Source organism: Cyclobacteriaceae bacterium (genome assembly GCA_013141055.1).
Lineage (GTDB): Bacteria > Bacteroidota > Bacteroidia > Cytophagales > Cyclobacteriaceae > ELB16-189.
Genome location: JABFRS010000001.1, coordinates 22,127 through 35,263 on the forward strand (window position 1 = coordinate 22,127; position 13,137 = coordinate 35,263).

Below are 13,137 nucleotides of genomic sequence, written 5' to 3' on the forward strand. Positions count from 1 at the left end.
TCTTTATACAAATCTGGATAAAATATTCTCAAAATATTCCTGACGACCACTGATCTGCTCAGGCTCACCATTCTTATGTGCCAATGAGCGAAGATCCTCCAGCGTGAGCTTGCCTTGTTCAAACTGCTTTCCTTTTCCGGAATCAAATGAAGCATAGCGCTGCTTTCTGAGCTTTGAATATTCTCCATCATCCAGAATTGCCTGCGCAGCAATCAATGCACGTGCGAAAGTATCCATCCCACCTATGTGAGCATAAAAAATATCTTCCAGGTCGGTAGAGTTTCTGCGGGTCTTTGCATCAAAGTTTACGCCGCCACTTCTAAAACCACCAGCTTCTAAAACTACAAGCATAGATTCTGTCAGCTCATAGACATTGTTGGGAAACTGATCTGTATCCCAGCCATTCTGATAGTCACCACGGTTGGCATCCATGCTTCCCAACATTCCAGCATCCGCCGCTACCTGCAGTTCATGCTGAAAGGTATGATGAGCCATTGTCGCATGATTGACTTCAAGATTTAACGCAAAGTCATCCATCAGATCATATTGCCTGAGAAAAGAGATCACCGTTGCGGAATCAAAATCATACTGATGCTTGGTGGGTTCCATGGGCTTTGGCTCAATGAGAAACTTTCCTTTGAAGCCATTCTTCCTGCCATAATCCCTTGCCATGTGAAGGAACTGAGCCATGTGTTCCTGCTCGCGCTTCATGTCTGTATTCAGCAATGACATATAGCCTTCCCTTCCACCCCAGAAAACATAATTTGCTCCACCCAATTCAATGGTTGCATCAATAGCATTCTTTACCTGACTTCCTGCATAGCAAACGACATCGAAATTGGGATTGGTTGCACCTCCGTTCATATACCTCGGATTAGTGAACAAGCTTGACGTTCCCCACAATAACTTTACACCGGAAGCTTTCTGTTTCTGTTTTGCATAGGCAACAAGAGTCTGCAGTCTTTTCTCAGAATCAGTAAGTGTAGGTCCTTCATCCACCAGATCGTAGTCGTGAAAGCAATAGAACGGAGCGCCGATCTTGGTAATGAATTCAAAAGCAGCATCCATTTTATCTTTTGCTCTTTGAATCGGATCTGATTTTGTCAACCATGGGAAGTTCTTGGTTGGTAAACCGAAGGGATCTCCACCCGTTCCACAGAATGTATGCCAGTAGGCGATGGCAAATCGGAAGTGATCCTCCATTGTCTTCTTTCCTACTTTCTTTTTTGCATCATAGTATTTGAAAGCTAACGGATTATCAGATCCTTTTCCTTCAAATCGGATAGCACCTATACCTTTGAAATATTCCCTGTCACCACTGACAACCTTCATAGCTGAGTATTTAGAATTTGCTTCCAATGATCATACGATTTTGAATATTGTTCTGATAAAGCAGACTCAGGCTTTCTGGACTCAATCATATGGAGGCCCTGAAAAGCTTCCTCAAAAGATCCATAGATCCCTGCGCCGATACCAGCACCCAATGCAGCACCTTTGGCTCCATCAGTGTCATATAGTTCCAACGTTGCGCCTGTTGTGTTGACAAATGCTTCACGAAACAACGGACTTAAAAACATGTTTGAATATCCTGCACGAATGACGTTGGACTTCAATCCCATATCCTGTAGAATTTCGAATCCATACTTCAAAGCAAAGACAATTCCCTCCTGGGCAGCTCTTAAGAAGTGAGACTGTGTATGATTGTTGAAATCCAGTCCATGAATAGAAGATTGAACAGATCTGTTTTGCAGAATGCGTTCTACACCGTTTCCAAAAGGAAGGAAACTCAATCCTCCTGCACCGATGGGCGCCACCGCGGCGATATCATTCATTTGAGTATAATCAAATGAGGCACCCATACCCTTTATATTCTTGCGCATCCAGCTGTTGAGGATGCCCGTGCCATTCACACAAAGCAACACACCATTTCTCTTTCTGCTGAGTTCATTGTTTACATGAATGAAAGTGTTCACACGGGAATGAATATCAAAAACATTCTGGTCGGTCACACTGTAAATGACACCTGATGTTCCGGCTGTTGCTGCTGTCTCACCTGGATTTAAAACATTCAGGGAGAAGGCATTGTTCGGCTGATCTCCTGCGCGGTAAGAAATTACCGTTCCTTTTTTTAATCCCAGTTCCCGCGAGGCCTTTTCATTCAGAGTTCCCTGTTTGGAGAAAACCGGAACGACCGTTGAGAGGAGCGCTTCATTGATCTCAAAATTCATGAGGAGATCAAAGGCAATTCTGTTCTCTTTATAATCCCAGAAAATTCCTTCCGACAATCCGGTATCTGTCGTAAATGTTTCACCGCTCATTTTCATAGCGATGTAATCACCCGGCAGCATTACTTTATAAATAGAATTATAAAGAGCAGGCTCCATTTCTTTCACCCACTTAAGCTTGGCAGCGGTAAAGTTTCCCGGTGAGTTGAGATAATGGTTGAGGCAAAAGTTTTCTCCAAGACTATTGAAAGCTTTCTCTCCCATTCCCACCGCACGGCTGTCACACCAGATGATAGAAGGTCGAAGGGGCTTGAGATATTTATCAACAACGACAAGTCCATGCATCTGATAGGAAATTCCTATTGCGAGAATATGAGATGCATCAATTTCAGATTTTGTGAAAGCAGCTTTTACACTTTTAATGACATGTTCCCACCACATTTCAGGATCCTGTTCGGCCCATCCAGGCTGAAGGGACAGCATCGGCATTTCTTCCGCTGGTGATTGTGCTGAAGCGAAAGTCTTACCGGTTTTAACCTCAACCAAAGAGGCCTTCACCGAGGAACTCCCCACATCGATCCCTAATAAATAACCGTTTGATTGCATCCGATAGCGTCAGGGAATAAATTACTTCTTCAATTGAATGCTCTTGTCATTCAACATAATGTCCATAGGTTCTCCGGATTCAAGAATGGTCTCTGTTTTATCCTTTGATACCTTGACTTTTATGACCCTTCCTCTGAATTCAAGCCGGAAGGAATATGACTTCCATTGATCTGGAATGTAGGGCGTCAGATGAATTTTCCCATCGTTCACGCGCATACCACCAAAACCTTTTACGACACTCATCCATGTACCCGCCATGGAAGTGATATGACATCCATCTTCTGTATCGTTATTGTAATCATCAAGATCCAGTCGGGAAGTTCTCAGATACATTTCATAAGCCTTCTCCTTATAACCAAGCTTTGATGCGAGGATCACGTGCACACAGGGAGAAAGAGATGATTCATGAACGGTCATCGGTTCATAGAAATCAAAATTACGTTTGAGTGTTGCGTTATCGAATTTATCTTCAAAGAAGTAAAAGCCTTGTAATACATCTGCCTGCTTGATGAAGCAGGAACGAAGGATCCTATCCCATGACCATTTTTGATTGAGAGGTCGGTCCTCAGGGCGAAGATCTTTCACGGTCAGTAATTGCTTATCCAGGAATCCATCCTGCTGCAGGTAAACACCACGTTGTTTATCTTCCGGATAATACATCTTGTCTGCAATATCCTTCCACTTTGTTAGCTCAGACTTTTCGTTAAGCCTGGTCTTTGCGAGGATCTTATCATAACGGCCAGTACTTCTTTTTCTCACCTGCTCAACTGCTTTCAGGGTATAATTCAATGTCCATGCAGCGAACATATTAGTATACCAGTTGTTATTGGAGTTATTCTCGTATTCATTTGGGCCGGTAACTCCCAGCATGACATACTTCTGTTGATTCTCGGACCAGTTAACACGCTGAGCCCAGAAGCGGGAAATGCCAATTAATACTTCCAGTCCGTATTCAGAAAGATATTCCTCATCACCGGTGTATCTTATGTAATCGAAGATCGCGAAAGCTATTGCACCATTGCGATGTATCTCTTCAAAGGTGATCTCCCACTCATTGTGACACTCTTCACCGTTCATGGTCACCATGGGATAGAGTGCAGCTCCATTGGTGAAGCCGAGCTTTCCACCATTTTCAATGGCACGAGGCAGGTGCTTATACCTGTAAACCAATAGATTACGGGCTACTTTTGGATCAGAGGTGCCTAAGTAGAATGGCAGGCAGTACGCTTCTGTATCCCAATAAGTGCTGCCACCATATTTCTCTCCGGTAAATCCTTTCGGTCCGATATTCAGTCTTTCATCAGCACCGGTATAGGTTTGCATCAGTTGAAAAATATTGAAACGAATTCCCTGCTGTGCTGCTGCGTCCCCTTCAATGGTGATATCACATTTCTCCCAGGTGCTTGCCCACACAGACTTATGAGAAGCAAAGAGTTTATCATAGCCTTTTACACGTGCCTCTTTTAATTTCTTTTTAGCAAGCTGATTCATCTTTGGCTTAGGATGATTTTCAGATGAAAGTATTACTCCGTACTTATAAATTACGGTCTCTGCTCCCATCTTCAGTTTTATTCCTACAGTATTGTCTGCATACTTCTCTTTACGACTTGCTTTAACAATACCCTTTACAGGCTTCCCATCGGTGGTGATAGCATACGCCATTCCTGTCGAAACATGAAAGCCAGTCTTTTTTGTTTCAGCTGTTACAAGGGCTAATCCACTGGAAGATTCTTTTGAAATCTCATTCCAGAATTTCTCATCATAATTAGAATCCTTGTTCACAACATCCGCATCCACTGCAAGCGTGATGGTAGCGGCAGAAGAAAAGTTGACAGGCGTGATGGAGTAACGGATGGCACCTACTTCGCCGTCGGCCATGGAGCAAAAGCGTTTCGCATCAATCTTCAACTTCTTTCCTCCTGACAATGTCGCAGTAAAGCTTCGGTGAAGAAGTCCCTGCTTCATATCCAGCACTCTCCTGAAGTCAGAGACCTTACATTTGGCAAGATCAAGACTGATCCTTCCTATCTTAATGTGAATGCCGATCCAGCTTGGAGCATTCAGAACTTTAGCAAAGTATTCAGGATATCCATTCTTCCACCATCCTACACGCGTCTTGTCCGGATAGTAAACTCCTGCGACATAATTTCCCTGATGAGTCTCACCTGAATATTCTTCTTCAAAGTTTGCGCGCTGGCCCATGCGACCATTTCCCAAACTAAAGAGACTTTCAGAAATTCTATTTAAATGAGGGTCAAATCCCTCTTCAATAATCTGCCACTCGTGATGCTTGATATAATTCTTCATACTGGATCTGAAAGATTAGGATGTTATGATTATAAAGAATCCAATTGTTCTACTTTGAAGTCTCCGGTTCGTGGAATGACAAGATTCGCTTTGCCCAGTTGCTTCTCTGAGCCGATACCAATGCACTTCATTCCGCCTCTTACGGCTGCTTCCACTCCCGCTTCTGCATCTTCAAATACGAGACACTCTTCAGGTTTTAGTTTTAAGAGAGAAGCCGCCATCAAAAATATTTCAGGATCAGGTTTGGTATTGACAATCATGGTACCATCCACAATTGCGTCAAACTCATTCTCAATCTTAATCAGTTGTATGACGGTTTTAGCATTCTTGCTACTGGAAGCAAGCGCAGTCTTCAAACCCTTTGCACGAATTTTTTGCAGAAGTTCTTTAACACCCGGATAAATTTCTTCCGGCTTCATTGTATTGATATACTCTACAAACCAGGCATTCTTTTTAGAGGCAAGCTTCTCTTTTGTTGCATCGTCCATTTTGAGCTTACCCAATTCAAGGATAATGTCCAGGGATTCCATACGGCTTACTCCTTTGAGTCGCTCGTTGTCATTAATGTTAAATGGGACATTCAGTTCTTTTGCAAGTCGCTGCCATGCAAGAAAATGGTAGTGCGCGCTGTCAACAATCACACCGTCTAAATCGAAAATACAAGCTTTGATCACTCTGTTTTATTTTAATTCGGGCGAATATAACCCTGTTCCATGATTTTTTTTGTTTCCGCAAGATTCTTGAATACACCAAAAGTCTTTCCTTGTGTGCGCAATGCTCCTAAGGTGTTGCCAAACTTTGCTGCACCTACGTAGTCCTTAGGCTTCAGCATTAATCCATAACCGACGCCTCCTGCAAAAGAGTCACCACAACCGGTAGTATCAATTACATTACTGACCTTAATAGCTGGAACCATTTCCTCTTTGATCTTTCCGCGCTCTTTATAGTACACCAGACATCCTCTTGAATCGACGGTGATATAGACGCACTTCACTCCCTTCGAAAGACAATGCTCTGCAAAGGCACGGAGGTTGTCTCTATCCAGCTCTTCGCTGGTGGCAAAATCAGTCGACTCATATTCCTTTTTGAACCATGATGCCTGCGCTTCCTCAAGATTCATTTTTAACACATCTATATAAGGAAGCCACTGGTCACGATCGATCCAGAATTTGCGTTGACGCTCGCCGGTGACCAGGCAAGCAGTTGTGGGTCCATGTGCATCAAATACAATAATGCCATCACTTTTCTTTTTAAGGAATTTCAGTGTGTCGAGCGATATTTCGTAGTCGCTGATCGGTATAAATACAAACACTTTGCAATCAAGCAGTCGTGTCATATCCTCCGGCATGATGGGATCCATGAAACCTGTCTGGCGCTCAAGGCGGTTATTCATATCCAGAAAACGAAGGCTTATGATATCACCCTGATCATTTTTGGTGGTCATGTGCTTCAGGTTGATACCCTTATAGCCATGAAACACTTCTTTAACGTTGTCGAGATCCACAGAGCGAAGGTGTGAAACCGGAATGATCTCATTCTTATCACCCCCAAGAACAGATAAGGCAATGACGGGATGTGTAACGCAACCCCATTTTTGAATCAGGTCACCATTGTGTGTGACGATATGATCTCTTGGAATCGGTCCGAGTATAGCAATGCGTTTCATAGCATTTATAATTTAGATCGTTAAATACGCTGCCCCAAAAACTCCTGCACTGTCGCCCAGCATTGGCTTGACGATTGGCGTGCTGACAACTTTATCATTGAAGATGAAGTTTTTCAGCGATGCAACTCCGTCTGTGTAGATCTCATCAATGTTTCCAACGCCACCTCCGATCACTATTACATCCGGGTCAATAATATTCGTAATGACGCTTATTGCTTTTCCAAAGAAGAATGACATCCGCTGGATAGTCTGGGTTCCAATCTTGTCACCCTGCTTGTATAAAGTATAAATTTCTTTTAAGGATTTCTTTTCACCTGTCACTGAAAAGTAATATCGTTCCAGCGATGGGCCTGACAATACTTTTTCGACACAACCACTTTTGCCGCAATAGCAAGGACCACCTGACTCATCCAGGAAGTTGTGGCCCCACTCTCCTCCTATGCCATGCAATCCATTGATCACTCTTCCATCCACCACCAATCCACCGCCCACACCAGTACCCATGATAACACCAAATACTACTGTGGCATTGGGATACTTTTCTTTTACAACACCCATCCTTGCTTCTGCGAGAGCGAAACAATTTGCATCATTTGCAATGAAGACATTCATCTTCAATAACTTTTTCAAATCGTCCTTCATCGGCTGGCCATTCATACATTCTGAATTGCAACCCTTCATGGTACCCGTTGCCGGATCAAGAGTTCCGGGTGTGCAGATGCCTAAACTTTCCGGACGATAACCCATTTTGGATTCCATCATCCTTACAAGCTTATCGATCTGCGAAAGGATGTGATCATATCCATTCTCAGCGCCTGTCGGAACTCTGTCACGAAAGAGAATATCGCTAAGCCCGCCAGAGCCCAGCACAACTCCTTCTGCTTTCGTGCCTCCCAGATCAATTCCCCACAAATGTTTCTTTGTATCGCTCATGCTATTTTATAGGTCATTTTTTCACGATGTACTGTTTGGTTTGTGGTCTGAAAGTCTTCCATGAATGCCAATACTCCTGATAAGATTGAACAGGCTTTAAAGATTTACCCTGAAGATCTCCTGAGACGCATTGTCCGTTCCAGTTCCAAAGTGAATTGGTTTTGGAATCAATCAGATTCTTTGCATTGCTGCTTAATTCAAATGAAAGAGTATCAGCATCTGAAACGCGACTGAATGAATGGAAAGAGATTGAATCCGGTGTGACTGCAATCAGTACAGGCATTCCACCCACCACATCATTGACGATCCGGGCATTCTGAAGTTCTATCCAATCATACGCTCTTGCATCCATTCCAATCTGAAGACCCACCACCCATGATTTTTCCATCCAGGAAAGAGAATCTTTTCGCTCCAGTCTCCCCTTTCTTTTTCCTTCATCATAATCCGAGAGTCCTTTATATGCTTCCGAAAAAGTTGTATCAGGCTGCATGACAGTAGTTTTCGGATGCAGTTTCATCCACTCTGACAAGCTCATTTGTGCTGAGGGAATTTCCTCCAGGGATTTTCCTTTTGAAGGTCCCATAATTGCTTCTCCATTGATCTGACGCCACCAGCTATTGGTGCTCTTATCTTCAAACATGGCGTTGTAATGATCCATACCCACCAATCTGAAAGTTTCATCATGACCATCGACCACAGGCTTAAAGATGCGCCCGGAACGACAAACCGTGCAATACGTAACCATGATCGGTTCACCACCAACGATGTCGCGTACCTGATGATGATAACCGATCACCTCAATCGGATATGCTTTGCTTTCATTGTTAATTGTAACACCAACAATAAGCTGTTTAAGAAGAACCTTATTGGCAGCCGAATCAAGAAATACTTTGTTCTTTGGCTGGAGGAACATCTGATCCGCCAGGTAGCGGAAATTAAACATGTAAAATACCATTACATAAAAGCCGAGGATCACTGCAAGGAACACCTTGACCATTTGTCCCTTATTCCTGAAATAGTAAAAGAAAGGATACGCTATGATCGCAAGACCAATGATGCGAACGAAGATAATATTGCTGTGAAGCCAATAAGCGAGAGTGATGGTCTCTTCTTCCTGGCTTCCGGGGAAAGGCATAATAAAATAAACTCTTAAAATCTCCACTGAAATCAGGAGTAAAAATCCGATGATCAATAAAATTACTTTCATACTAGTTCTTGAAATTCAATGTTTGTGTTGTCAATAGTTCAATTTCTTCCTGTTCTTTTTTCAGTCTGCTGTCATCCCATCTGAAATAGCTTTTCAAAGCCAACAATACAGGTTCTTTGATCTTATTCATTCGATGAATATTAAAATACAAAAGCCCTGTTCTTCTTACATAAAAATCGGTAGCCTTTACAACCATTTCATTATTGACTCCATACCAGAGCTCAGCAAGCGCCAGAGTGATTTCAGGATCCTCAAGCTTATGGTCCAGTGCGTAATTAATGATCGTGTCAGATTGCTTTCCATACAGGTGAACCAAATATGCTGCATGATCTCCCTTCAGCCCAAGGGTCTCTACACGAGCGGCGATTTCACGATTGTATTTTGCTACATCGCTGATGTTCTTCAGGCCACCACCTGCCAGCAGAATCGAATCCGTTGTACATTCCGGAAGCATTCTCTCCTCGAATTTCTTTTTGGCGATAAGATCCACAACTCTTTCCGCCATCTTTCTGTACCCTGTCAGCTTTCCGCCAGCGATTGAAATCAATCCGGAAGATGATTCAAATATTTCATCTTTGCGTGAAAGCTCTGATGCAGATTTACCTTCTTCATGTATCAATGGACGGAGACCGGCCCAGCAGGATTCAATGTCAGCCAGTGTAAGATGTGTAGAAGGGAACGTTTCGTTGACTGCATCAACAAGATAGCGTGCGTCCTCCTTTGTCGTGAATACATTTTCCTTGTCTCCACTATAATCAGTATCCGTTGTTCCAATATAGGTGATCCGGCCTCTGGGAATAGCGAAGATCATCCGACCATCTGGCACATCAAAATAGATTGCCTGACGCACCGGCAACCGGTGATAAGGAACAACAATATGCACACCCTTTGTAAGATGCAGATGCTTATTTTGTTTTGAATGATTCAATTCACGCAATTCATCTACCCAGGGACCGGCAGCATTGATGATTGTCCGTGCTTTTAAATTCATAACCGCACCGGATAATTCATCCTTCAAATTAACTCCAGTTACATGCTCATCCTGATACTCAAAATCTGTGACGCGCATGTAATTTACCATCAACGCTCCTTTCGCGCTGGCAGCCTTTGCAATTTCTATTGTCAGTCTTGCGTCATCCGTGCGATACTCAGCATAGATAGCCCCACCTTTAATATCATCATTCTTTAGCAACGGTTCATGATTGATCGTCTGAAGCTTGGTGAGCATTTTACGCTGATCTTCAGGCTTTACTCCAGCAAGCCAGTCATAGATCTTCAATCCAATAGAAGTCAGCCAATACCCCAATCCTCTTTTTTCATACAAAGGGAGCAACATCTTCTCCGGAACTACCAGATGCGCTGCAAGCCTGTGTACAATGGCGCGTTCGCTTCCAACTTCTTTTACCAATGCGAATTCCAGTTGCTTTAAATAGCGGAGTCCACCATGAATAAGCTTTGTTGAACGACTGCTGGTTCCAAAAGCGAAATCATTCTTCTCTACCAATGCAGTTTTCAATCCGCGTGATGCGGCATCCAATGCAATTCCAGCACCTGTGATCCCACCTCCGATCACCAGCAAATCAAACGACTCTGATTTAAGTGTGTTGATTGTCTTCTCCCTATCTAATGCTGAAAAGCTCATTCCGGATTTTTCATTTTTTACTAACTAAGAATCAGTCAACCCATTTCATGGTTCTCTCCACCGCCTTCTGCCATCCTCTGTAAAGCTTATCACGAACAGAACCTTCCATTGCAGGCATAAAAGTTTTTTGAATCTTACGATTGCTGATGATGGTTTCCTTTTTCCACAGACCAATCTGGATCCCCGCAAGGAAAGCAGCACCCATTGCTGTTGACTCTATCACTTCCGGTCGTTCAACTTTTGTATCCAGAATATCTGCCTGAAATTGCATGAGTATATTGTTTGCACAGGCACCTCCATCTACTTTCAAACTTGCGAGCTTCAAACCCGCATCTTCCTGCATTGCATTGAGAATGTCCTTTGTCTGAAATGCAAGTGATTCCAGAGTTGCTTTTATAATATGGTCTTTGCCAGTATCTCTGGTTAATCCGAAGATCGCACCTCTGGCATACATGTCCCAATAAGGAGCTCCCAATCCCGCGAAAGCAGGAACAACATAAACCTCATTTGATCCCAGCGCTTTTGCAGCGAAGTATTCTGAATCCTTTGACTGGTCGATAAGATGCATGCTATCACGCAGCCATTGAACAGCGGCACCTGCAATGAACACACTGCCCTCCAATGCATATTCAACTTTACCATCGAGTCCCCATGCGATCGTTGTAATGAGACCATTCTTTGAAAGCTGAATCTTGTTACCTGTATTCATCAACATGAAGCATCCTGTACCATAAGTATTCTTCGCCATGCCCGGTTCAAAGCATGCCTGACCAAATAAAGCGGCCTGCTGATCTCCCGCAACACCTGCAATCGGAATGTTAATACCATCCATTGACCATGATCCAAAAAGATGTGAGGATGGTTTTACCTCAGGCAACAACGATGATGGAATGGATAATTCCTTTAACATTCTTTCATCCCACTTCAGGTCACGAATATTATAAAGCATCGTTCTGGATGCATTTGAATAATCAGTAACATGCACCTTCCCGCCTGTCAGTTTCCAGATGAGCCATGTGTCAATTGTACCAAAGGCAAGTTCGCCTTTTTCAGCGCGGGCTTTTACGCCATCTATTGATTCCAGAATCCATTTGATCTTGGTTGCTGAAAAATATGAATCGATGACCAGTCCGGTAGTATTGCGGACATGATCTGTAAGACCTTTCGATTTCAATTCTTCACAAATGGGAGCTGTTCGTTTATCCTGCCAGACAATTGCATTATAAACCGGCACTCCTGTCTTTCGATCCCAGATAACAGTGGTTTCGCGCTGATTTGTAATTCCAATGGCCGCAATTGAATCGGGTTTTATCTTATTGTCCTGAATCAATTTCAATAGAACTCCCAATTGAGTTTGCCATATCTCTTCCGGATCATGTTCGACCCAACCAGATTGAGGAAATATTTGTCTGAACTCCTGCTGAGCGATTCCTTTTATCTGACCTTTTTCATCAAACAGAACTGCACGGGAACTTGTTGTTCCCTGATCAAGAGCGATAATATACTTTGCTGCCATTATGAAAAGAAAATTTGATAGATATAAACTCCTGCTAAGCCCCCGACGATTGGCCCAACGATAGGTATCCATGCATATCCCCAATCGGAAGAACCTTTTCCTGAAATCGGCAGAATAGCATGAGCGATACGAGGTCCTAAATCACGTGCTGGATTAAGTGCAAATCCTGTGGTACCTCCCAGACTCAATCCAATGGATATGATCAGCATTCCAACAATGATAGGCTTCAATCCTTGAGTAAATTCATTTGTACCGATGAACAACAGTGCTATCACTAGAACAGATGTGGCTATGATTTCACTTAATACATTGTAGAAAGAATTTCGGATTGCCGGTCCGGTACTGAAGACTGCAAGTTTTAATCCCGGGTCTTCTGTTTTTTTCCAATGAGGCAGAAACTGAACCCACACAATGATTGCACCTACAAACGCTCCTGCCATTTGAGCAGCGATGTACCCTGCTACATCGCTCCATGGGAAACTACCTTGAACGGCAAAAGCAATGGTCAACGCAGGATTCAAATGAGCTCCACTGATAGATCCTACAGCATAGATAGCAAGCGTTACGGCAAGACCCCAACCTAAAACGATCGTGAGCCATCCATCTTTTTCTGATTTGGTACCTTTTAAGACCGACCCTGCCACCACCCCATCGCCAAGTATGATGAGGATCATTGTTCCAAAAAATTCAGCTAAATAAACGTTCATAGTAAGAGATTTTAATGTCCCTGGGGAAACAGGATTAATTCACTTTCTGTATTTGTTATTTTCAGTCTCAATGTTGCAATAGAAGCAATCAAAAGCAAGGCTTCTGCAAACGTAATCACATTCGTTGCATCAACAGAGTTTGCATGAGGAAAAGCATAGAGAGGGTCAACTTCGGATGACTGAAATCCTGATCTGTATTGAATTCCGAAGAATCCAATAATCATGTCGATGATCGGGGAAAAGGTGAGCTGCGGTTTGGTTTGTTCCATGAGTAAATTTCAGCTCAGAATCTGCCTTCTAATTTACTCGAAAGATGCATTCATTCTAC

Annotated in this window: 11 protein-coding genes; all 11 read right to left on the reverse strand. The window is 43.1% G+C overall.

The window, feature by feature from the left end; translation table 11 throughout:
• Window positions 1–3: 3 nt before the first annotated feature.
• From xylA to HOP08_00170, 11 genes are read right to left on the reverse strand one after another with little or no spacing between them, the layout of a single operon-like run.
• The gene (gene xylA, locus HOP08_00120; GenBank protein NOT73298.1) at window positions 4–1,332 is read right to left on the reverse strand and encodes a xylose isomerase; all 1,329 of its coding nucleotides are present in this window, start codon (window positions 1,330–1,332) and stop codon (window positions 4–6) included.
• A complete protein-coding gene (locus tag HOP08_00125) occupies window positions 1,329–2,831 on the reverse strand; it encodes a carbohydrate kinase (protein ID NOT73299.1) in 1,503 nt (500 codons plus the stop codon). Before HOP08_00125 ends, xylA begins: the two co-directional genes overlap by 4 nt.
• Before the next feature lie 21 nt (window positions 2,832–2,852).
• Window positions 2,853–5,138, reverse strand: a complete 2,286-nt coding sequence (locus tag HOP08_00130; protein ID NOT73300.1) for a glycoside hydrolase family 65 protein — start codon at window positions 5,136–5,138, stop codon at window positions 2,853–2,855.
• A gap of 29 nt (window positions 5,139–5,167) precedes the next feature.
• Window positions 5,168–5,812 (reverse strand): beta-phosphoglucomutase, encoded by a 645-nt coding sequence (pgmB, locus tag HOP08_00135; GenBank protein NOT73301.1) that lies wholly within the window; start codon window positions 5,810–5,812, stop codon window positions 5,168–5,170.
• Between the two features lie 11 nt (window positions 5,813–5,823).
• Window positions 5,824–6,804, reverse strand: coding sequence for a carbohydrate kinase family protein (locus HOP08_00140; protein ID NOT73302.1), 981 nt, complete (start codon window positions 6,802–6,804; stop codon window positions 5,824–5,826).
• 12 nt (window positions 6,805–6,816) lie between these two features.
• Window positions 6,817–7,737, reverse strand: coding sequence for an ROK family protein (locus HOP08_00145; GenBank protein ID NOT73303.1), 921 nt, complete (start codon window positions 7,735–7,737; stop codon window positions 6,817–6,819).
• 13 nt (window positions 7,738–7,750) lie between these two features.
• Window positions 7,751–8,944 carry a DUF3179 domain-containing protein gene (locus HOP08_00150; protein NOT73304.1) on the reverse strand — a complete coding sequence of 398 codons (1,194 nt, stop codon included), beginning with the start codon at window positions 8,942–8,944 and terminating at the stop codon, window positions 7,751–7,753.
• Window position 8,945: 1 nt separating this feature from the next.
• Complete coding sequence (locus HOP08_00155) at window positions 8,946–10,586, reverse strand: glycerol-3-phosphate dehydrogenase/oxidase (GenBank protein NOT73305.1); 1,641 nt, start codon at window positions 10,584–10,586, stop codon at window positions 8,946–8,948.
• Between the two features lie 31 nt (window positions 10,587–10,617).
• Entirely contained in the window at window positions 10,618–12,102 is a 1,485-nt protein-coding gene (glpK, locus tag HOP08_00160) for a glycerol kinase GlpK (protein ID NOT73306.1), read from the reverse strand.
• Window positions 12,102–12,809: an aquaporin family protein gene (locus HOP08_00165; GenBank protein NOT73307.1), complete on the reverse strand. Its 708-nt coding sequence runs from the start codon at window positions 12,807–12,809 to the stop codon at window positions 12,102–12,104. Before HOP08_00165 ends, glpK begins: the two co-directional genes overlap by 1 nt.
• Window positions 12,810–12,820: 11 nt before the next feature.
• Window positions 12,821–13,078: a hypothetical protein gene (locus HOP08_00170; protein ID NOT73308.1), complete on the reverse strand. Its 258-nt coding sequence runs from the start codon at window positions 13,076–13,078 to the stop codon at window positions 12,821–12,823.
• Window positions 13,079–13,137: the final 59 nt, after the last annotated feature.